General features: G+C 63.2%; 18 protein-coding genes. 9 read left to right on the top strand and 9 right to left on the bottom strand.

The window, feature by feature from the left end:
• Positions 1–91: 91 nt before the first annotated feature.
• Positions 92–1,024: a DMT family transporter gene (locus JO965_RS08615; RefSeq protein WP_203443264.1), complete on the bottom strand. Its 933-nt coding sequence runs from the start codon at positions 1,022–1,024 to the stop codon at positions 92–94.
• A 115-nt stretch (positions 1,025–1,139) separates the two neighbouring features.
• Positions 1,140–1,397 carry a cyclic nucleotide-binding protein gene (locus JO965_RS08620; protein WP_203443265.1) on the bottom strand — a complete coding sequence of 86 codons (258 nt, stop codon included), beginning with the start codon at positions 1,395–1,397 and terminating at the stop codon, positions 1,140–1,142.
• A 317-nt stretch (positions 1,398–1,714) separates the two neighbouring features.
• Here JO965_RS08620 and JO965_RS08625 point away from each other — a divergent pair, with 317 nt between their 5' ends.
• On the top strand, positions 1,715–2,527 hold the full coding sequence (locus JO965_RS08625; protein WP_203443266.1) for a UDP-2,3-diacylglucosamine diphosphatase: 813 nt from the start codon (positions 1,715–1,717) through the stop codon (positions 2,525–2,527).
• Positions 2,527–3,534, top strand: coding sequence for a glycosyltransferase family 1 protein (locus JO965_RS08630; RefSeq protein WP_203443267.1), 1,008 nt, complete (start codon positions 2,527–2,529; stop codon positions 3,532–3,534). Before JO965_RS08625 ends, JO965_RS08630 begins: the two co-directional genes overlap by 1 nt.
• 6 nt (positions 3,535–3,540) lie before the next feature.
• Here JO965_RS08630 and JO965_RS08635 read toward each other — a convergent pair whose 3' ends face one another.
• On the bottom strand, positions 3,541–4,041 hold the full coding sequence (locus JO965_RS08635) for a hypothetical protein (protein WP_203443268.1): 501 nt from the start codon (positions 4,039–4,041) through the stop codon (positions 3,541–3,543).
• 158 nt (positions 4,042–4,199) lie between these two features.
• Between JO965_RS08635 and JO965_RS08640 the strand changes: the two genes are divergently transcribed.
• Positions 4,200–5,381 carry an MFS transporter gene (locus tag JO965_RS08640; RefSeq protein ID WP_203443269.1) on the top strand — a complete coding sequence of 394 codons (1,182 nt, stop codon included), beginning with the start codon at positions 4,200–4,202 and terminating at the stop codon, positions 5,379–5,381.
• On the opposite strand, the gene dgcA is transcribed toward JO965_RS08640, so the two are convergent.
• The gene (dgcA, locus tag JO965_RS08645) at positions 5,351–6,334 is read right to left on the bottom strand and encodes an N-acetyl-D-Glu racemase DgcA (protein WP_203443270.1); all 984 of its coding nucleotides are present in this window, start codon (positions 6,332–6,334) and stop codon (positions 5,351–5,353) included. The two genes, JO965_RS08640 and dgcA, sit on opposite strands and share 31 nt — an antisense overlap.
• An 80-nt stretch (positions 6,335–6,414) precedes the next feature.
• Between dgcA and JO965_RS08650 the strand changes: the two genes are divergently transcribed.
• From JO965_RS08650 to JO965_RS08665, 4 genes are read left to right on the top strand one after another with little or no spacing between them, the layout of a single operon-like run.
• Positions 6,415–7,563, top strand: a complete 1,149-nt coding sequence (locus JO965_RS08650) for an ABC transporter permease (RefSeq protein WP_203443271.1) — start codon at positions 6,415–6,417, stop codon at positions 7,561–7,563.
• A 4-nt stretch (positions 7,564–7,567) separates the two neighbouring features.
• Positions 7,568–8,368: an ABC transporter ATP-binding protein gene (locus JO965_RS08655; RefSeq protein WP_203444113.1), complete on the top strand. Its 801-nt coding sequence runs from the start codon at positions 7,568–7,570 to the stop codon at positions 8,366–8,368.
• Positions 8,369–8,376: 8 nt separating this feature from the next.
• Positions 8,377–9,705 carry an MlaD family protein gene (locus JO965_RS08660; protein ID WP_203443272.1) on the top strand — a complete coding sequence of 443 codons (1,329 nt, stop codon included), beginning with the start codon at positions 8,377–8,379 and terminating at the stop codon, positions 9,703–9,705.
• 9 nt (positions 9,706–9,714) lie between these two features.
• Complete coding sequence (locus tag JO965_RS08665) at positions 9,715–10,386, top strand: ABC-type transport auxiliary lipoprotein family protein (RefSeq protein ID WP_203443273.1); 672 nt, start codon at positions 9,715–9,717, stop codon at positions 10,384–10,386.
• A 326-nt stretch (positions 10,387–10,712) separates the two neighbouring features.
• Here the strand turns inward: JO965_RS08665 and JO965_RS08670 are convergent, their stop codons facing one another.
• On the bottom strand, positions 10,713–15,449 hold the full coding sequence (locus tag JO965_RS08670; RefSeq protein WP_203443274.1) for a hypothetical protein: 4,737 nt from the start codon (positions 15,447–15,449) through the stop codon (positions 10,713–10,715).
• Between the two features lie 318 nt (positions 15,450–15,767).
• Between JO965_RS08670 and JO965_RS08675 the strand changes: the two genes are divergently transcribed.
• Both JO965_RS08675 and JO965_RS08680 read left to right on the top strand, forming a co-directional pair.
• Positions 15,768–16,088 carry a 2Fe-2S iron-sulfur cluster-binding protein gene (locus tag JO965_RS08675; protein WP_203443275.1) on the top strand — a complete coding sequence of 107 codons (321 nt, stop codon included), beginning with the start codon at positions 15,768–15,770 and terminating at the stop codon, positions 16,086–16,088.
• A gap of 15 nt (positions 16,089–16,103) precedes the next feature.
• Complete coding sequence (locus tag JO965_RS08680; RefSeq protein WP_203443276.1) at positions 16,104–16,529, top strand: universal stress protein; 426 nt, start codon at positions 16,104–16,106, stop codon at positions 16,527–16,529.
• A 182-nt stretch (positions 16,530–16,711) separates the two neighbouring features.
• On the opposite strand, the gene JO965_RS08685 is transcribed toward JO965_RS08680, so the two are convergent.
• From JO965_RS08685 to JO965_RS08700, 4 genes are all read right to left on the bottom strand, one after another.
• Positions 16,712–17,281, bottom strand: coding sequence for a hypothetical protein (locus JO965_RS08685; RefSeq protein ID WP_203443277.1), 570 nt, complete (start codon positions 17,279–17,281; stop codon positions 16,712–16,714).
• Between the two features lie 44 nt (positions 17,282–17,325).
• The gene (locus JO965_RS08690; RefSeq protein WP_203443278.1) at positions 17,326–18,501 is read right to left on the bottom strand and encodes a VWA domain-containing protein; all 1,176 of its coding nucleotides are present in this window, start codon (positions 18,499–18,501) and stop codon (positions 17,326–17,328) included.
• Positions 18,502–18,548: 47 nt separating this feature from the next.
• Positions 18,549–20,396 (bottom strand): cation:proton antiporter, encoded by a 1,848-nt coding sequence (locus JO965_RS08695; RefSeq protein ID WP_203443279.1) that lies wholly within the window; start codon positions 20,394–20,396, stop codon positions 18,549–18,551.
• A 232-nt stretch (positions 20,397–20,628) separates the two neighbouring features.
• The gene (locus tag JO965_RS08700) at positions 20,629–21,915 is read right to left on the bottom strand and encodes a cystathionine gamma-synthase family protein (RefSeq protein WP_203443280.1); all 1,287 of its coding nucleotides are present in this window, start codon (positions 21,913–21,915) and stop codon (positions 20,629–20,631) included.
• Between the last annotated feature and the right edge of the window lie 31 nt (positions 21,916–21,946).

Here is a 21,946-nt window from a genome sequence, read left to right on the forward strand (position 1 = left end):
GAAAAAGAGAACGTTCGTTCCTCAAAACGGTTGTGGGGTAATCGACCCTATGGGTCAAGCACCTGAGACGCCACGGCCTTTTCTTTTCGGCTCAGACCCCTGGTCTTTGGGGGGTGGCCTGAAGCTCCTTCGTTCGCAGGAGCCCGAGTCGGTGCTCGCGCCAGACGATGAAGAGGCCCGTTGCGGCGACGATGATCGCGCCGATCAGCACGGTCATGGTGGGCAGATCGTCGAACATGAACCAGCCGAACAGAAGCGCCCAGATCATGGTGGTGTATTCGAACGGCGCGATCACCGAGGTATCTGCGTAGCGGTAAGACTGAGTGACAAGGATTTGCCCTACACCGCCCAGGATGCCGATGAGAATGAAGAGGGCAAGGTCCATGGCATCCGGCATGCGCCAGCCCAGGGCGATGGTACAGAGGGAAAGACCGGATGCCATGATGAAGAAATAGAAGACGATGGCGCCGGTCTTCTCGGTCTGGGTCAGACGCCTTACCTGGATCATGGCGCCCGCCGAGCAGAATGCTCCGGCTAGGGCCAGCATGGCGCCGAGTGTCGGTCCTGCGTTCAGGTCTCCGCCGAAGGTGCTGGCCTTCAGGTAGGGCGACAGCATGATCAGGACGCCGACGAAACCGATGCCGACCGCCGTCCACCGATAGGCGCGCACCGTCTCCTTGAGGAGAAGCGCCGCCAGGATCACGGCGATCAGGGGCGAGGCATAGCCGATGGCGATGGCATCATGGAGAGGGAGGTAGGAGAGGGCGGCAAAGCCCAGATACATGGCGCTCGTGCCGATGAAGCCGCGCTTGAAATGTCCGACGACATTTTTGGTCCGCACGGCATTGATGAGGTCTCCCTGCCATTTCAGCCACAGCAGCAGCGGCAGCAGCGCAAAGGCCGAGCGGAAGAAGACGATCTCTCCGACGGGATAGCGGGCGGCGAGCGTCTTGAGGGTCGCCGACATCATCGTGAAGACGACAGCGGAGAGGACTTTGAGGGAGATCCCCAGAAGAGGTTTCACGGGAGGCGGGTTTTCACGGGTGGCGTCGCTTGAAGGAAGATACGCAACCAATCACGGACGAGCCGCCTCGTGAACCCCTAATCGGTGGGAAAACCCCCGCGTCGGACGCATAGGTTTAGGGTTGGACTGCCCGCGAGCGCTTGATGTGAGAGCGTATGTAGCCGATTGCAGTCAGCATCAGCCATGCGGATTGGGTCACGAAGGACGCTAAATTGAAGTCGAACAGCAATGAATAGAGAATCAGCACTGCGCCTAATGCGTTGAGAAGCGCATAACGATTATCCTCGACTTTCAAGGTGCCTAACTGCAACAGCCCATAGGCCGATAGGTAGGCTGCAACTCCGATCAGTCCGACTAAATCAGGTACGTTCATCGACGATCTCCGCCCGATCCGATGCAGAGCCTCTAGAGCATCGAACCCAAAAGTGGAATCCACACTTGGGATCAATTCGATGCTCCTTCTTTGATGAGCGCATCGTTGGGTACGGAAAACCGGGTCCACTTTTCACTGGCGTGGCCCTTCGGGTCCGCACAATGCGCCGTGGCAAATCGATCCGCCTTGAAATGGGCTTTTTGCCTGACCTGAGGAATGAAGGGCCACTGCCAAGGTCACAAAACTGCAGAAAAACCGTCATGGGGACGAGATGCGAATCCGGTTTGGCTGGAATGGTAAGCTTGTCGAGGAGACCCATGGCTCAGGACATGAATGCTATTCGGGTACGGACATTGTTCCTGTCTGATCTCCACCTTGGCACCAAGGGATGCCAGGCCGGCGCTCTGCTGGAATTCCTCAAGGTCTATGACGCGGATACCATTTACCTCGTCGGCGATATCGTCGATGGCTGGAAGCTGAAATCGGGTTGGTACTGGCCCCAGGCCCATAACGATGTGGTGCAGAAGCTTCTGCGCAAGGTTCGAAAGGGGGCCCGCCTCATCTACCTTCCCGGCAATCACGACGAGTTCCTGCGCGACTATATCGGTGTCAATCTCGGTGGCATCGAACTGGCTGACTACGCCGTCCACGAGGCTGCCAATGGTAAGCGCTATCTCGTGATCCATGGCGATCAGTTCGATCTCGTGGTCCGGCATGCCCGGTGGCTGGCTCTTCTAGGCGACGGCGCTTACTCGGCAGCCCTCTTCGTCAACACCTACCTCAACATGGTGCGCCGGCGGCTTGGCCTGACCTATTGGTCGCTCTCATCCTGGGCCAAGCTGAAGGTTAAGAATGCGGTGAACTTCATCAGCCGGTTCGAGGAGCTTCTTGCCGCAGAGGCTCAGCGTCAGCAGGCCGACGGCGTGATTTGCGGGCATATCCACCACGCGATCATTCACGATCAGTTCGGCGTGGCTTATGTGAATACAGGCGATTGGGTCGAGTCCTGCACCGCTGTGGTCGAGCATTACGACGGCTCTTTCCAATTGATCCGTTGGGCCGAGGTTCAGCTGGCAAAGATCAGCGAGCAGAACCTGGTCTCTGCGAAGATCAGCGAGAGGGCGGCCTGATGCGCCTGCTGATCGTGACCGATGCCTGGCGGCCCCAGGTCAATGGAGTGGTGCGATCCCTAGAACACATGGCAGAGGAGGCTCCGCGGTTTGGCGCGGAGGTGGTTTTCCTGACGCCCGAGCGCTTCCGCTCCGTTCCCATGCCGACCTATCCTGAAATCCGTCTGTCTTTAGTCGCGCCCGGGTCATTGTCCGCGATCCTTGAGGAGATCCGGCCGACCCATGTCCATATCGCTACGGAAGGGCCTATCGGGCTCGCCACGCGCTTGACTTGTGCACGCCAAGGGCGAGCATTCACCACGAGCTACCACACCCGTTTTCCGGAATACGTGGCTGCGCGAACCAAGATCCCCGAGGCATGGTCCTATAGGGCGCTCAGGCGATTCCATCGGGCATCTCGCGCCATGATGGTCAGCACACCTTCTCTAGAGCGCGAGCTGACGGGGCGTGGCTTCAAGAACATCATGCGCTGGACCCGCGGTGTCGACACCACTCTGTTCCGGCCGCGAAACGAGCGGATCCTGGACGCGGCTGCGCCCATCTTTCTCTATGTCGGGCGAGTGGCCGTCGAGAAGAACCTGGACGCTTTCCTGAGCCTCGATCTTCCGGGGACCAAGGTCGTGGTCGGCGACGGCCCCTCACGCACCGACCTTGAGCGGAAATACCCGGAAGCCCGCTTTCTCGGCTCTCTCACGGGCGAGGATCTGGCGCGGGTCTATGCCTCCTCGGATGCCTTCGTATTCCCGAGCCTGACCGACACCTTCGGCATCGTGCTGATCGAGGCGCTGGCCTCCGGCCTGCCGATTGCGGCTTTTCCGGTCACAGGTCCGCTGGATGTGATCGGCGCCTCAGGCTGCGGCGTTCTCGACGTCGATCTGCGGAAAGCTGCACTCGCGGCACTCGATATTCCGAGGGATCGCTGCCGGGCCTATGGCGAGACTTTCACCTGGCACGAAAGTGCCAGGCAGTTCTTCTCCAATATCGAGAAAGCCCATTCCGGGAAATAGCCTGTCCTACATCAGGAAGGCAGGGTGCGGGTGGAGATGCTGGGCCTTCTCACCCTCGAAAGGGCCAGCTCCTGAGGAGCCGTCTTTCCGATCAGCCTCTGCGACGCAGAGGGCGAGCATGTCGTTGATATGACTTTCCAGGTAGAGGAAGGTCCGGATCATTTGCCGGATGCGCTGTTCGGCGGCGGCCTGAAGCTCCGCTTCGGACATGTTGCCCGAAGAACCATCGGGATCTGCCATGGGGAGGGAGCGGATCGCTTCCTTCGTTTGCCGGATGGCTGCAGCCATCTCCTGGAGCTCGGCTTTGAGATGCGCGAGGGGCGCGCCGTCGAGTGCTGGCTCCCTCAAGCGATCCACGGCTTCCAGGATGGCCTGCGTGTCCGCATTGCGATTGCGCCGGGCGTATTCCTTCAGGAACCAGCGGCCGCGAACCGTCTCCATGACCGCCGCTTCGATGGTGTCGAAATCCAGGTCGCCGAACGTGACGTTGGTCTCTTCATCGGGCATGGTGACAAAATCCATCTCTGCCGGGTTTGATTCCTGTCTCCAACAGATGTGTGCAAAGCGCTCGCAAGCTCAACCCCTGTAAGGCTTTCAGGAGTGGTCATGCACCGCGTTCTTGCACCATTGGCTCCAATTCTCGATTTGAGAAGACCTTATTCCTGATGCATCCGCTCAAAGCTCTCGAATTTCGCCTGGGTGCATTACAGGCCGCCAGCTTCACCAGCCACGGGATGTATCTTCCGTTCTTCCCGCTCTGGCTGCAGAGCAAGGCGCTGTCGCCGACCCTGATCGGGTTCGTGATTGCCATCCCGATCATCGTGCGGATCCTCGCGACCGCACCGCTCATGAGCTTGGCGGACCGGTCGTTCGGGGCCCGCCGGCTGCTTCTGGCGAGCCATTTGGGGCAGCTGATCGGCTTTCCTCTCTTCCTGCTGGTCGATAGTCCCTGGGCCATCATGGCCCTGGTGGCGCTCGTCGCCGTCGCGCAATCCTGTGTCATCCCCGGCAATGATCTCGTGTCCACCAACGCGGTCCAGAAGCATCCCGGCCTGAACTACGGCCGGATCAGGGGCGCGGGTTCCGTGGCGTTCTTCATCACCAACATTGTCGGCGGCTATCTGGTCGGTGCCTTCGGGGCGGATATCGTGATCGTCGCCCTGACCCTCATCCCAATCCTGGGACTCACCGCCACTCTCATCGCGGTTCCGCACGAAGCTTCGGAACCTGCGATCCATGAGGCGCCCAAACAGGAGGCGGCGACGCCGAAGCTGTCGAAGATCCTCTGGATCGTGCTGATCGCGGGGGCGGTCACTCAAGGGAGCCACGGCGCTCTCAACGCCTTCTCCAGCATCTATTGGCGCTCCATCGGTTTTTCGGACGAGGCCATCGGGTATTTCTGGGCCGCTGCAGTGATCGCTGAGATCCTGGTCTTCATCTATCTCGGCCGCCATGTCGGCCGCAGCTCGGGCGTCGGCCTGATCCTGATCGGATCGGCCGCAGCCGTCATCCGCTTCACCATCATGTCCCTGCAGCCGGGGACCGAAATCATGCTCGTGCTGCAAACCATGCACAGCCTGTCCTTCGCTGCCACCCATATCGGCACCATGGCGGCGCTTGCGGCGCTGGCGCCCATGAATGCGAGGGGAAGGGCGCAGGGGATCTATGGCTCGCTGGCTGCCCTGACGATCGCGGCGGCGACGATCGTGAGCGGCATGATCTATGCCGAGGCAGGCGCCGGCGTCTTTGCCGCGATGGCCCCCTTGGGAGCCATCGGCTTCGTGTTGATGCTGGTGGTCATCAGGTTGCAGAAGGATCAGCCCCAGAGGGCAGGCTCCGGCGGATAGACGATGCTGCCCTCATAGCGCAGGCCGCGCTCCCGGTCTTTGGCGAGAAGGAGCGGGCCGTCGAGATCGACGAAGCGGGCGCGGGGGGCGAGCACCAGGGCCGGCGCCATGGCGAGCGAGGTGCCGACCATGCAGCCGATCATGAGCGAAAAGCCCTTGGCTTCCGCCGCATCGGCGAGCGCCAGAGCTTCCGTCAGCCCGCCTGTCTTGTCGAGCTTGATGTTGATGACTTCGTAGAGGCCGACCAGCCGGTCGAGGCTTGCCCGGTCATGAACGCTCTCGTCCGCCAGGATCGGGACGGGGCGTGAGATCCGGCTCAAGTAATCGTCCGCCTTGGCGGGCAGGGGCTGCTCCACCAGGGCATAGCCCTCATCCGCGCAGGCCGCGAGGTGCCGTTCTAGGTTCTCTTCGGTCCAGCCCTCATTCGCGTCGGCGATCAGGGTTGCCTGCGGGGCGGCCCGACGAACGGCCCTGATCCGCTCGATATCGCCATCGGGAGCACCGAACTTCACCTTGAGGATCGGCCTCTCCGCGGCCCTGGCGGCAGCCTCAGCCATGCCTTCAGGCGTGTCGAGGCTGATCGTGTAGGCCGTGGTCGCGGGCGGCCAGCGGGTCAGGCCTGCGGTCAGGTGGGCGCGGATGCCGGAGCGTTTGGCGTCGAGATCCCACAGAGCGCAGTCAACGGCGTTCCGGGCTGCTCCGGCGGGCATGAGGTTCTGCAGTGCCTCACGGGTCAGGCCTGCCTCGATCTGAGGGCGAATGGCCTCGATAGCCCCCGCGACGCCCTCGACCGTCTCGCCATAGCGAGGGTAGGGTACGCATTCCCCATGCCCGACAGCCCGGTCCTCTGAGATTGTCGCCGTGACCACCACCGCCTCGGTGCGGGAGCCGCGGGCGATCGTGAATTTTCCGGCAATGGGGAAACGGTCGATGGAAACGGTGAGCTTGCGCATTCTCTTAGGTCTCTTCTGAACTTCGTCTCGACTTGTGGCGCAATGACACGCTATCACCAAGCGGAATCAATACCGAAGGGATGATCGTGGCGCAGAGCACCTTGGCTCGAGAGCCGGAAGTGACAATCGACCGTGCCGGGGGGCAGACGGTGGTCCGGCTGGCCGGTCCCTGGACGGCGCCGCATGCCCAGAAGGTCGAGGCTCTGGTCGATGAAATCGCCACGGAAGCCGAGAGCTTTCCTCTGACCCTCGACCTGAGCGGCGTCGAACGTCTCGATACCCTTGGCGCCTGGACCCTCAATCGCACGAGGCATGAACTGTCCGCCAAGGGGCAGGTGGATTTCGTCAATCCGACGCCGGAGCAGAAGATCCTCTTGGACGAGGCGGCCTATCGCGACTTTCAAGGTGCACCGAAGCCGCGGCATTCCCGCGTGGTCGATTTTCTCGTCGATGTAGGCCAGACCGTTGCCGGGGCCGGCAAGGACATGGTCGGCGGCGTCGGATTTCTGGGCGAACTCATCTCGGCGCTAATCCGCGTCGTTATCCACCCCCGTCGCTTCCGTGGCACGGCCGTCATCAACCAGCTCGAGCAGATCGCCTATCGCGGCGTACCGATCATCGTCCTGATCTCGTTCCTCGTCGGCTGTATCGTCTCGCAGCAGGGCATCTTCCAGCTTGTGAAGTTCGGCGCGACGCCCTTCGTCATCGATCTCATCGGCATCCTGGTCCTGCGCGAACTGGGCGTGCTGCTGACCTCGATCATGGTGGCGGGCCGCTCGGGCTCAGCCTTCACGGCCGAGATCGGCTCCATGAAGATGCGCGAGGAGATCGATGCCCTGCGGGTCATGGGGCTCGATCCGATCGAGGTTCTGATCGTTCCTCGCATCATGGCTTTGGTAATCGGCCTACCACTTCTCACATTCATCGCTTCCATCGCGGCGCTCGTCGGCGGTGGCCTGACGACCTGGGTCTATGGCGATATCAGCCCGGACATCTTCCTGAACCGTCTTCGGGCCGCCGTCGGCATGAACACCTTCCTCGTCGGCATGATCAAGGCGCCCTTCATGGCGCTGGTGATCGGCATCATCGCGACCCTGGAAGGTCTGGCGGTCGCGGGCTCCGCCGAGTCCCTGGGGCGCCACGTGACGTCTTCGGTGGTGAAGGCCATCTTCATGGTCATCGTGCTCGATGGTCTCTTCGCCATGTTCTTTGCAGCGATTAATTACTGAGATGATGCTCGAACGGCGCCACCCTGACCTGACCAAGAACCGCGACGTAATCATCTGCGCCCGCAACGTCGAGGTCGGCTTCGGAGACAGAACGATCCTGAAAGGCCTCGACCTCGACGTCTATCGCGGCGAGATCCTCGGCTTCGTCGGCGGGTCCGGCCAGGGCAAGTCGGTGCTGACGCGGGCCATCCTTGGGCTCGTGCCCAAGCGGGCCGGCACCATCGAGGTGCTGGGCCAGAACCTCGATGAGCTCTCTCCAGAGGAACGCCGCCAGCTGGAGCGTCATTGGGGTGTGCTGTTCCAGCAGGGCGCGCTCTTCTCGGCGCTGACCGTGAAGCAGAACATTCAGGTCCCGATGCGGGAATACCTGCACCTGTCCGACCGACTGCTCGATGAGCTGGCCATGCTCAAGATTGAGATGGTAGGCCTCAATCCGGATGCGGCCGACAAGCTTCCCTCCGAGCTGTCAGGTGGCATGATCAAGCGCGCAGCCCTGGCGCGGGCGCTTGCTCTTGACCCTGAGATTGTTTTCCTTGATGAGCCAACCTCGGGCCTTGATCCCATCGGCGCCGGCGAGTTCGACGACCTTATTGCGACGTTACAGCGGACTTTAGGCCTGACCGTATTCATGGTAACCCATGATCTGGACAGCCTCTATTCGGTCTGCGACCGCATAGCGGCTCTGGGCGAGGGAAAAATTCTCGCGGAGGGTCCCATCGAGGTGATGCTGGAATCGGATCACCCGTGGCTTCGCTCTTATTTTCATGGGAAACGGGCACGCGCGGTCATGGCCGGCGGCGCGTAAGGGTAACGATGGAAACGCGCGCAAACTATGCCTTGATCGGCCTCTTCACCCTGGCGGTGATCGCGGCCGCCTTCGGCTTCGTCTACTGGTTTTCCGGGGGTGAGCGGGGACAGGCGCGCCAGACCATCCGCATCGTGTTTTCCGGCTCGGTTTCGGGGCTTTCCCAGGGGTCGAGCGTGTCTTTCAATGGACTGCGCGTCGGCGAGGTGTCGAGTCTCGATCTCCTCCCGGAAGATCCCCGCCGCGTGGTCGCCATCGCGACGGTCAACAGCAACACGCCCATCCGTTCCGATACGCGCGCCCGTCTGGAATACCAGGGCCTGACCGGCGTGGCGAATGTCGGCCTGTCGGGGGGTGAGCCGGGTGCCCCGCCGCTGGTGGCCGGTCCGGGCCAGCCCATGCCAACGATCTTTGCCGATCGCTCCGACTTCCAGGACCTTATCGAGACCGCGCGAAACATCGCCCGGCGGGCCGACGACGTGCTGGAGCGCGTCAGTCGGGTCATCACCGACAACGAAGGCTCCATCAACCGTACGATCCAGAACGTGGAGCGCTTCTCCCAGGCCCTGGGCGAGAACGCAGAGGGCATCGACCGCTTCCTGGCGCAGATCGGTCAGGCGGCCGAAAAGGTGGGGCCGCTGGCCGAGAAGCTCGAGACCCTGGCGACGAATGTCGACGAGGTGGTGCGTTCCGTCGACCGCCAGCGGGTCGCCCGCATTGTCGAGAACGTCGACAACTTCACTGCGGCACTTGGCGAAAACCGGCAGGTCGTGAGCGACGCGCTGAAGGATGCGGCGAGCCTGATCGACCGGTTGAACGAGACCGCGCCGAAGCTCGATTCGGCCGTGGCCGAGATTGCTGAGATCACCAAAGCCATCGATCCGGCCAAGATCGGCCGCACGGTCGATAATGTGGACACCTTCACCCAGACCTTGAGCCAGCGCAGCCCGGACATCGACAAAGCGATCCAGGAAGCGCGTTCGATCACCGAAAAGCTCAACAAATCCGCCGATAAGATCGACAGCGTGCTGGCGGCGGCCGAGAAGTTTCTCGGCTCGGCCTCCGGCGAATCCGGAAGGAGCGCTTTTGATGAAATCCGCGCGGCTGCCGTGGCCGTCCGCGAGCTTGCCAACGATCTCAACACCAGGACCGAAGGCGTCCTGAGTGGCGTCAACCGATTCACGGAATCGGGATTGCGGGAATACGAGGCTCTGGCCGTGGAAGGTCGCAGGACGCTTGGCGATATCAGCCGGGCGGTCCGCAGCATCGAGCGTAATCCACAGCAGTTTATTTTCGGTAGCAGTCCCAATCTCCCCCAATACAATGGACGCCGTTAAGTAACCAGTATGCGTGGACTCCCTGTGTCGCTCCCCCGGCCTGATCGAGCCTTCCCGCTCCGGCGCTTTGCTCCGGTGCTGGTCCTGGCTGCCTTGACGGGCGCCTGCTCGTCGGGGCCGGCACCGGCCACCTATGATCTCTCGGCGCCGACGTCCCGGATCCGGGGCGCTGCCGGCGTTCAGGTTCTGGTCAACGAGCCTGCGGCCCTGCAGCAGCTCTCGACCCAGCAGATCCTGGTGAAGGATGACAGCGGCTCGGTGTCGTTCATTGGAGGAGGACAGTGGGCCGATAACCTGCCGCGCCTGATCCAGACTCGCCTGATCAACACGTTCGAGAATGCTTCGCAGCTCCGTGGCGTGTCCCGTCCGAGCAGCGGCGCCGTGGCCGACGTCCAGCTCATCTCCGAGCTGCGCCGATTCGAGATCGCTACGCCGGTCAATGAGGCTGTTGTCGAGATCTCCGTGAAGATCGTCAGTGATCGAGACGGCCGCATTGTCAACGGCCGTATCTTCCGCGCTAGCGTCCCGGCAAGCGCCGTGGACGCTCCAAACGCTGCGCGCGCCCTCGACGAGGCCCTGTCGGTGGTCATGCTCAACATCGTGCGCTGGGTGAGCGGCAGTCATCTGCCACGGCGGGACGACCCGAGCACCGCCATGGGCGAGACACGACCGCCGGCTTGAGGGCCGTCCCTTACCCTTAGGTTTATCCTCAACTTTCAGATCCAAAGCCACGTCATCACCGGCCTTGTGCCGGTGATCCCGATGGGTCGAAGTGCAGAGCCTCACCGCATCGGGATGGCCGGGACCGGCCCGGCCATGACGTCGAGCGAGTCATCCTCGGCGGACGCAGGCCGGGAAGGGGATCCCTGGCGCTGAGCGTGAGGGTGGATTCCCTTCCCCTCCACTGACGCTCCGGCCGGGAATGACACGGGTCTAAGGTTGGCTCTCCAAGAAAAAACGCGGCCCGGAGGCCGCGTTTTTCACTTCTCAATTTACGTTCTCAAGCCTCAATCAAACCGGCCGCTCGCGTGGGCCAGCATGGTGTAGACCTTGCCGGTTTCCGACGTGAGGTAGGTCTTCGTCATCATGGAGTCGCGATCGTCGCGGGAGACTTCGGCAAGCAGACGCTCGAACTCTTCCACATAACGATCCACGGTCTGCCGGAACTCCTCGTCGCGGCGGTACTTGCGGCGGATCTCGTCGAAGGTCTGCTGACCCTGCAGCGTGTAGAGGCGACGGGTGAACACGTTGCTCTCGCCGCGGCGGTAGCGGTCCCACAACTCGACGGCCGCGTCATGGTCGATCATGCGGGCGATATCGACCGAGATTGAATCCAGGGATTCGAGGCTGTTGGTGCGAGCGCGGTCGGCGCGGGCCGGCGTGCGGGTCGGCTCCACATTCTCGTCCCGGGAGGCGCGATTCAGGAGATCCGACAGCCAGCCGCCACGAACCCCGGCATCGCGGGGAGCCTCCTCCCGACGGGGAGCCGGACGCTCCGCAGCGGGTTGAGCCTGGCGAGCGGGCGTCGGGGTGGGCGCTGGGGCCGGAGCGGGCGCAGGCTTGGGCTCGGCCTGACGAGCGACCGCCGGAGCAGGGGCGGGGGCCGGAGTCTGCGCGATCCGCTGCTCGACCGCGGCTGCAACAGCAGCCATGGTGGCGGCGACCGGAGTCTCGTTGACTGCGGCCTTGCGCGGCTGGGCGGCCGGAGCGGCATCGACCAGACGGTTGGAGCGCGAGACCAGTGCGGACAGCTCGTTGAGAGCCTTGATCTGGTCGGCGACGACGCGGCGCATATTGGCGCTCGCTTCCTGCGTTTCCTGCGGCAGCTCGACGACGCCGCGGCGGAGTTCAGCGCGGGTGGCTTCCAGCTCGCGCTGGATCTGGCCCGTCATGCCGCGCAGTTCGCCCATCGTATCTCGGAATTTCGCGGTGGCATTGCTGAGCGCCTCGGTCATTTCGGCCGCGGCCTGCTCGTAGTTGGTGCGCAGGGCGGCGGCTGTGCGTGCGCTTTCCTCGCCCGTGGTGGCACGGATGCGCTCGAACTGCTCGCCGATGGCATTGGTCGTGGTCTGCGCGGCAGCGGCGAGGACGGAGCCGAGCTGGCGTGCCTTGGCGTCGGCGCTTTCGAGCGAACCTTCCAGCAGAGTCGTGAAGGAGCGGGTGACGGACTCGAGATCCTGCGAACGATCGTTAATCCGGCCAAGAAGTTCGTCCAGGGCCTGCTGGCGGCTGGAGAGGGCCTCGCCCATGCGAGCCTCGACGCGCTCCAGTGCGTTTGCAGCCTCGGTAAGGGTGCGCATCTGCTCGCCGGTGGTGTCGGTGAGCGTACGGCCACGCTCCTCGAGGCTCTGGGCCAGTTCCAGCGCCTGCTGGATAGCGCCGGAGGACACGCTGCGCAGGGCATCGACCTGATCGGCAACCTGATCGGAAGCACGGCCGGTCTGCGTGGCGATCTCGGACAGGAGCGACTCGATGTGCTGGACGCGTCCGGCTAACCCATCCTCGACGGCGCCGAGATTGCTGCTGGCCGAGGCCGCAACTTGCTGGAGCAGACGATTGGCATCCTGCAGGCGGCCGAGAACGTCGGAGAGTTCGCCGCGCAGACGCTCGTTGGCGCCGGTGAGGGTTTCGACAGTCTGCTGCGTGCCGTCGTCGATGGCACTGCGCATGGCCTCGGTCGACTGCATGTAGGAGGCGGTCAGCTCCATGGTGCGCTCCTGGAGAGAGGAGAGCATGGTGCTGCTGCGCTCTTCAAGGTTGCGCAGGGTTGTCTCGCTGATGGCGGCAACTTCGCGGCCGATGACTTCGCCCCGGTTGCCCAGGTTCTCGACGAGGGACGCGCCTTCGGTGTCGAAGATCGAGCGAATCTCGCCGATGCGGCCGGTGAGCGAGCTGAGGACGGCCTGTCCGCGCTCGTCGATGGTTTCGGCCACGCCGCTCAGGCGGTTGACGACCCGGTCTTCGAGCATCGTCACGCTCTGGTTGAGAGCGTTGGCAATCTCTTCCGCGCGAGTTCCCAGGGTCTGGTTGATCTCGAACGCACGGGTGCCGAGGGTTTCCGTGATTCTGTCGGCACGGCTGCCGAGAACCTCGTTGATCGAGGCGATGCGGCCATCGAGCGACTCACCGATCTGCTCGGCCCTGGAGGACAGGGTATCGGCAATCGCGTTGGTCTTGGCAGTGATCGCCTGACTGATCTCGTCCACACGCGCTTGAAGCGCGGTCGCCACGTCGCGTCCGCCCTCGGCCATGACGCGGGCCATCTCGCCGGTGCGTATGACGAGAGCCTCGTTGAGGGCCGTGGACCGGGCGCCGAGAACGCTGTCGACGCGCTCGACGATGGTGTCGAAGTTGCCCGTGATCTCCGAGCTGCGACGAGAAGCGTGCTCCTCGAGAGCGGCGAGCTGGGTTTCGATGGCGGTGGTCGCCTCGCGCGCACGCTCGGCAAAGGACTCGGCCACGGTGCGACCCTGGATGGAGATGAGGCGGTCCATCTCCTCGACGCGACTGCTGATCGTCTCGGTCAGGTTGCCCACGTCGCGGGACATGCGCTCGGCCATCTCGCCGCCGCGGGCCATGACGCCTTCGAAAGCGGTCAGACGGGATCCGAGGGTCTCTTCCATCTCGCGGCTGCGGGTATCGACCGTTGTGGACAGGGTTTCCGCCGTCCGGTTGAGCACCTCGTTGACGCGCGATCCCTGGGCCGCGATGGCAAGAACGATGTCTTTGGCAGCGGTTGCCAGACGGGTCTGCGCTTCGTCGGTATGGCGGGAGAGAGTCTCCGAGAATTCCTGGCCGCGCGTTTCGAAGGCGGTGCGGAATTCCTCGACTTGGCTGCCCATGAGTGTCGAGACGCGCTCGCCGGCCTGAGCGAGGCTGGTCTCCAGGGCCTGGCCCTGGACGGTGACGGATTCACTGACGCGCTGGCTTGCGGTCTCGAGGCGGTTCGCCAGATCCTCGACACGGTTGCCGATGGATTCGTCGGCAAGTCGCACGGCGCCTTCGAGCTGATCGCGCACTTCGCCGCCGCGCTCGCTGATCTCACGGGTAACATCGGCGGCTGTCGTTGCAAGACGCTCGCGGAATTCGTTGCCGCGCAGAACGATCTCGTCGACGACGCCCGTTCCGGTGGTCGCGAGCTGCTCGCGCAGGCTCGTGCCGCGCGTCGACAACTCCTCGATGAGAGAGCCGGCGGTGAGGGCGAATTCCTCGCGCAGGCCGCTGCTGCTGGCGGTGAGCTCCTGAACGAGCGTGGCGCCAGTGGTCGAGAGCTGCTCGCGCACCTGTGTGCCGCGGGTCGTGATCTCTTCGCTCACGGTGGTGCCTGCCGCGGCGATCTGATCGCGCATCTCCGCGGTGCGGGCGGAAATGTCGTCGGCAATCACGCCGCCGGTGGCCGCCAGCTTCTCGGTGATCTCGGCTCCGCGCTGCGTGAAGCTGTCTTCCAGGCTGCGCGCAGTCTGCTCGAAGGCCTCACGCACGTCGTTGCCCTGCTCGGCGAGGGCATCGATCACACCGCGACCGGTCTCGGCGAGTGTGCGGGTGACCTGGCTTGCGCCGTCCTGCAGGTGACGGGTCAGCAGGTCGCCGGTGCGCTCGAACGCGCCGGTGATGTCCTGCGCCTTGCTCTCGAGGGTGCTCGTAATGGTGGTGCCCACCTCCGAGATGCCGTTCTTGATCTCTTCGCTGGAGCCCGAGAGGCGCTCGACCAACTCGACGCCGCGGCTCGCCATCTCCTCGACGACGCGCTCGCCGGCGCGGCCGAGAGCTTGCGTGATGTGATCGCCCTGCTTTTCGAGCGAGGCGGTGACCTTGTCGCCTGCGCCACTGACAGCGGACACGACACGCTCGCTGGCGCCGTCGAGATCCTGGATCAGGTTCTGATGCACGCCAGTGATGGAACCGCGCACACGCTCCGCATTCGACACGATAGCCTCGCGCTGCGCCACCAACTCATCGATGAGCGAGCGGATGCGGATTTCGTTGTCGGAATAGGCACGCTCCAGCGTGGAGATCTCGCTGCGCACGAGCGTCTCAAGCTCGCCGGCACGGGCCAGGGCACGCTCGACGCCGTCGCCGACGGCAGCCACCTCACGGCGCACGGCCTGCGAGACGGAGAGAACCGCATCGGTAGAGAAGTTTTCCGGTTGAGCCAGACGCACGGCGACTTCGCCGACCGCCCGGGCCACCATCTTCATCTCCTGCGAGCGAACGGTCATCATCGCGGCGATGAAGAACAGAAAGACGGGAGCCACGAGTCCGACGGCGCCGAGGGCCAGCTGGGAAGTCGAGAAGGTGGTGAGCAATTGCTCGGGAGTCGTGATGCCCTGCGTGTAAACGAGAGCTCCGACGCCGCCGAGCCAGAGCAGGGAGGCGAGGGCGGCCATCCAGTAAGCGCGGCGGGAGGGACGAATCTGAAGGGCCTGCAGCATCACGCCGACATTCTGGCGATCATCGTTGGCGACGGCATTCCGGTCGGGCGCGACGAAGCCGGAACGGGCCATGTCGTCGAGCCTGGGGTCGTGGTCGTCTGCCTGGGCGGACAGGGAATCGGAGCCAAGACCGAAGGGACCCTTGGTGAAGTCGTGATCGTCGATATCCGGCAGCTTGGGCTCTTCATAAGGTTTGCTGCCCGCGCGCCCCGGGGTGTGGATCACGAATGTCTCGTCAAGGTTGAGCGCCTGCTCGACAGCCGACAAGGCTGCCTCGGCCGGGTCCTTCATCTTCTTGTTCTCGGTCGCCATGATCCGCCCTCGTGACGCAACTGCTGATGGTTGAAGCCGCCTCATTCTCTGAAAAAGGAGGTGAATGCGTGGCTTCAACCGGTACGGAGAGCCTCATTCAAGGATTTCCGCACGGTAATCTGTCATTTACCAAGCAAGTCTAGCGGCCGATCTGAAACAAGGAAACCCGATGTCCCCTGTCATTTATGAACGTCGTTAACGGCTTAGTAACCTGCTCTACCGGGGAAAATTGCGGCGAAAAGACGGCAGGTATTGCGCCCGTCTCTCGTCTTCCGGCGCAGTCTGTCTTAAGTATGCGCCGACAAGCAGAGGTCCGCAATGATCAATATTACGTTCATCGATGCCGAAGGGACTGCCCGCACCGTCGAGGCGGAGGAGGGCGCAACCGTCATGGAAACCGCCATTCGCAATGGCGTTCCAGGCATCGAGGCGGAATGCGGCGGCGCCTGCTCCTGCGCCACCTGTCACGTCTATGTCGCAGAAGAATGGGAGGCCGCGACGGGCCAGCCTCAGCCGATGGAGGAGGACATGCTCGACTTCGCTTATGATGTGCGTCCCAATTCGCGGCTCTCGTGTCAGATCCGCGTCCGGCCCGAACTCGACGGGCTCGTCGTTCACACTCCCACCCGCCAAGGCTGATCAGGAGAAAGCCCCATGTTCAAGACGATCCTTGTCCCCGTCGATCTCGGTGAAGTGGAAGCGGCTCAGCCCGCCATCGATAAGGCGGTCGAGCTTGCCAAAATCTCGGCCGGCTCCCTCCGCCTGATCTATGTGCGCGCCATCGTGCCCGTCACCTACATGGAGTTCATGCCGCCGGCCTTCGATGAGGATCAGCAGGGTGAGGCGGAGAAGAAGCTGGCGGAACTCGCCGCCAAGGTGAAGCTTCCTTCCGAGCGTGTCTCCGCCGTGGTCCGGTTGGGTTCGGTCTACAATGAGGTGCTGGATGAGGCCGAAAAGACCGGCGCCGATCTCGTCGTGGTCGGTTCACACCGGCCGACCATGGCGACCTACCTGCTCGGCTCCAACGCCGCCACCATCGTGCGCCACGCCAAGTGCTCGGTGCTGGTGGTGCGGGCCTAAGTTGCACTCCTCACCCGTCATGGCCGGGCTTGTCCCGGCCATCCCGATGAAGAAAGTACCGTGTTGGCGGAAGTGCACTGTGTCATCCCCGGCGGTCCGCAGGATCGGGAAGGGGATCCGCTCACAAGCGCGGCGCTAAGGATTCCCTTCCCCTCCGCTACACTCCGGCCGGGAATGACACGTCAAGGCGCCTTCGGCAGAAGCTCTGCCGGCAGTTCTCCGGCGCGGAAGGGCCGGGGCTTGTTGAGGCGGATCATCGGCTCGATCTGCCACACGCCCACGATGGCGAACAGCGCGCCCATCAGGGCGACGCCCGTGGCCCCCATCTGGAAAGCCTGCCAGATCAGGTAGGCCATGGCCAACAGCGATGCGATGGCAAGCCCGGATGTCGGGATCCAGAGCCCTAGGGGCTTTCCGGCCACGAACTTCGCCTGCGGATTGGCGCGCGCGATGGCATCGCAGAGGGCTTGGGTGAAAGCGCGGTATTCCTGCGTCAGCTCCTGGGCCTCGACCAGGCTCTTCCAATCGAGCGAGTTGAATGTGAAGGATTTGCCGTCCTTCATGATCACTTTCGTCCGGAAGGACTTTTGCGCCAGCCGGCCGGGTTCAAAGGTCATGCGCACGGTACTGACGGCGCCGAGCTGGACTTCATGCACCTTGCGGCCGGAATCCACGGTGAGTTTCTCACCCTTGAGCGTGAAGGAAATCGGCCCGCCGAAGGGCTTGGGGCTGTGGGTGTAGGTCTGGGTCATGCGGCTTCTTATCTTCGCATCATCTTTTCGGCAAACGATGATGCCTACCGCACCAATTCGCGCATCGCGTGGTCTATGCCTTCGAGATTGAGTGGATACATCCGCTCTCCGAACAGCTGTCTGATCAGGGATATGGATTGGGTATAGCCCCAATGCGACTGCGGCACCGGGTTCAGCCACACGGCCTTCGGGAAATGGTCGAGGATGCGCCGGAGCCAGGCTTGGCCGGGTTCCTCGTTCCAGTGCTCCACGGAGCCACCGGGATGCGTGACTTCATAGGGGCTCATGGAGGCATCGCCCACAAAGACGACCCGATAATCGGACGGGTAGGTGCGGATCACGTCGAGGGTCGGGATCACCTCGTCGAAGCGGCGGCGGTTTTCCTTCCACAGATTCTCGTAGACGCAGTTGTGGAAGTAGAAGTGCTCGAAATGCTTGAACTCGAGCCGAGCGGCCGAGAACAGTTCCTCGGCAATCTCGATGTGCCAGTCCATGGAGCCGCCGACATCGAGAAAAAGCAGCACCTTCACGGCATTGCGGCGCTCAGGGCGCAGCCGCACGTCGAGATAGCCTTTGTGAGCGGTCTCGTGGATCGTCTCGTCGAGGTCGAGCTCTTCCGCGGAGCCGGTGCGGGCAAAGCGACGCAGGCGACGCAGGGCGATGCGCATGTTGCGCACGCCGAGCTCGACGCTGTCATCGAAATCCCTGAATTCGCGTTTGTCCCACACCTTCACGGCGCGGAAATTGCGGTTCTTGTCCTGGCCGATGCGGATGCCTTCCGGATTGTAGCCGTAGGCGCCATAGGGCGAGGTACCGGCGGTGCCGATCCATTTGTTGCCGCCTTGGTGGCGGCCCTTCTGCTCCTTGAGGCGCTCCTTCAGGTTCTCCCAGAGCTTGTCCCAGCCCATGGCCTCGATCTGCTTCTTCTCCTCGTCCGTGAGATAGCGCTCCGCGAGCCTGCGCAGCCATTCCTCGGGGATCCCGGTTTCGTCGACCGCGTACCCCATGCTCTCAAGGCCCTTGAACACATGGGCGAAGACCTGATCGAACTTGTCGAAATGGCGCTCGTCCTTCACCAGGCAGGTGCGGGAGAGATAGTAGAATTCCTCGACGCTCTTGTCGGCCAGATCCTGATCAAGCGCCTCCAGCAAAGACAGGTACTCCCGGAAGGAGACAGGCACCTTGGCCGCGCGCAGCTCTGTGAAGAAGGTGAGGAACATCGCGCCAGTGTCCGGCAAACCCTAGGAAGGTCAATAGGGGGAGCTGGTCAGGTATCGACCTGCGTCGCCTGTCCGGCTACCGCCGAAGGAGCCGGCTTGCCGACACGCCGACGCGCCTGAAATACGACCCGGTTCGGATCGCGCCTCGGGTTCTTTTTCCTGAGAATTTCCCTGAACTCGTCCCGCCGCTCGTGGATCGAAGCGATCACGAGACCCATCGGAACCCCGATATCGCTCAGGACCGCTTCGCTGAGCTGGAGAGACGCCTCGATGGTTTCCGGCACCGCATCGTCTACGCCGAGCTCGTAGAGCTGGGTGGCGTGACGCGCATCGCGGGCCCGAGCCACGATCGTGAGGTCGGAACATTCCTGTCGGGCAGCCGATACGACGGCCTCGATGGAGCTGAGGGTGTCCAGCGTAATAACGAGGGCGAGAGCCCGGTCGATGCCGCAGGCCCGCAGGAACTCCGGGTGGGACCCGTCACCATAATAAACCGGCTTTCCGGCCTTTCTCTCCGTCGCGACCCGGGCAGGGTCCAGGTCGATGGCGAGATAGGGTACCTTATGGCGTTCGAGCATCTCCGCGACGAGCTGCCCGACCCGCCCGTAGCCGGCGATGATCACGCGTCCGACCTCGTCTGTCGGAGGCGCGATGGTGGCCAGCGGATCGAGCGATTTGCGCACTTCGAGCTTACGGCTCAGGCGCTGCCCTAGGCGGGCGAGGAGCGGGATTGCGACCATCGTGAGGGTCGTCACGAGAAGGAGGTTCTGGCCGATCCCGCCCGGCACGAGGCCGGCAATCATCGCGACGCCCAGGATCACGAGGGCGAACTCGCCGCCGGGGCCCAGGAGAAGCCCTGTCTCGGCCGCCTCCGCCGTGTTGAGGCCAAAGTGGCGTCCGAGCGCGACGATGGTCATTCCTTTGATGATCACGACAGTGGCCGCGAGCGAAAGGATCAGCAGTGGCGCTTCAAGGAAGCGGAACAGGTCGAGGCTCATGCCGACCGACACGAAGAACACGCCCAAAAGCAATCCCTTGAAGGGCTGGATCGTCACGTCGACGGCACGTCGGTACTCCGTCTCGGACAGAAGGATGCCGGCGATGAAGGCGCCGAGCGCCATCGATAGGCCGCTGACGGCTGCGATCACGCTGGTCACCATCACGACGAGCAGGCAGGCCGCCATGAAAAGCTCGGGACTTTTCGTGGCTGAGACTAGCTGAAAGAAGGGTCGAAGGATGATGCGGCCGAGGCCGACGATCAGAGCCAGCGCGATGACTGCCTGAAGGAGCAGGACTGCAAAGGACGACAGCGTCACCTCGGGCTTGCTCGTGTCGAGCACAGCGATGGCGAACAGGATCGGCGCCACGAGCAGGTCCTGGAACAGCAGGGCCGAGAAACTGGCGCGTCCGGCTGCCGTGTTGAGACGCTTCTGCTCCGCCAGGACCGGGATCACGATGGCGGTGGACGACAGGGCAAGGGCTAGGCCGACGATGGTCGCGGCCGTGATCGTATTCACGGTTTTGAACGCGTAGAATGCCAGCCCGAGAATGAAGGCACCCAAAATGACCTGCAGGGAGCCGAACCCGAAGACGAGGCGCCGCAGGGTGCGAAGTCGCTGCCAGGACAGCTCGATGCCGATGGTGAAGAGCAGGAAGACCACGCCGAACTCGGCAAGACGCGAAGTCCCCTCTGGATTGGTGAAGGTGATCCAGTTGACCCAAGGGTAAGCCGGAACCAGGCGCCCAAGCCCATAGGGTCCCAGCAACGCGCCTGCCGCCAGAAATCCCAGAACCGGGCTGATCTTGAGCCGGTGAAACAGAGGGACGACGATGCCTGCCGTTGCCAGAAAAAGAATGGGTTCCTGATAGGACTGCAGGTCTATCGCAGCGGCCATTGCTTCCTTCCGGTTGAAAGTATCTTCGTTCTACCGGCAAGGAGTGCGCAAGGGGTTAATTCCGCGCAAGGCGGAATGGCGGGCGCGACATGAACGCATGGGTGTCGCCGCGATACCTCCATACGCGTCATCCCGGACGGCGAAGCCGATCCGGGATCGCGTTTAGGATATGGCGCCATTCTCGTCTTGCGGTCCCGGGTTCTGCTGCGCAGCCCCGGGATGACGAACTAGCTTACCCCAACGTCGCCAGCGCCTGTGCCAGATCTGCCACCAGATCATCCGGGTGCTCGATGCCGATGGAGACGCGGATCGTGGCGTCGGAGACGCCGAGGCGGTCGCGGGTTTCCTTCGGCACGCCCGAATGGGTGGTGGAGGCCGGATGCGAGATCAGCGACTCGGTGCCCCCTAAGCTCACCGCCAGCTTGAACACCTGCAGCGCGTTGAGCACTCGGAAGGCCTCGGCCTCGCCGCCCTTCACGTCGAAAGAGAAGGTGGAACCGGGGGCGTCGGACTGAGCGTTGTAAACCTCTTTCGCCCGCGAGCCGTCCGGCAGATAGGCGAGGTGGTGCACCTTCACGATGCTCGGATGCTCGTGCAGGAACTGCGCCACGACTTCCGCGTTGCGGTTCGCCGCGCTCATGCGCAAGGCCAGCGTTTCGAGCGAGCGGCCGATCATCCAGCAGGAATGCGGATCGAGCTGGGTACCGATGGCCGAGCGCAGCAGGCGCACCGTCTTCATCAGGTCCTTGGAGCCCAAAGCCGCGCCGGCGATCAGATCTGAATGGCCGCCGACATATTTCGTCAGCGAATAGACCGAGATATCGGCGCCGTCCTTGAGCGGCTTCTGAAAGAGGGGGCCGAGCAGGGTGTTGTCGCAGACGATCACCGGGCGATGGCCCTGGGCCGCTCCGATCTCGTCCGCGATCTTCTTGATCAGGGCGATATCCACCAGGGTGTTGAGCGGGTTTGAGGGCGTTTCGATCATGATGACCGAGACGCGGCCCTTGGCTTGAGCTTCCTTCGCGGCCGCCCGGATGCCGGCCTCGTCCACGCCGTCGCCGAAGCCCACGGCGCCGATGTTCATGTTGGCGAGCGTCTTGGCGATCAGGGTCTCCGTGCCCCCGTAAAGGGGCTGTGAGTGGAGAATCACGTCGCCGGGCCGGGCGAAGGCCAGGATCGTGGTGGCGATGGCCGACATGCCGGAGGAAAAGAGAAGGCCGGCTTCCGCTTCCTCGAAGATGGCAAGCCGGTCCTCGACGATCTCGGAATTGGGGTGATTGAAGCGGGAATAGACGAGCCCCGCAGCCTCTCCCTTAGGCGGCTCACGGCGGCCTGCCACGTAATCGAAGAATTCCTTGCCGTGCTCGGCGCTGTTGAACACGAAGGTCGAGGTCAGGAAGACCGGGGGCTTCACGGCGCCCTCCGACAGGGTCGGATCGTAGCCGTAGCCCAGCATCAGGGTCTCGGGCTTCAGCTTGTGATTGCCGATGCGGTCCTTGTGATAGCGGTTGTAAGCCATAGGTCATTGTCCTCCGGATTGTTTGTCATGG

This window comes from Microvirga sp. VF16, from assembly GCF_016864375.1.
Classification (GTDB): Bacteria; Pseudomonadota; Alphaproteobacteria; order Rhizobiales; family Beijerinckiaceae; genus Microvirga.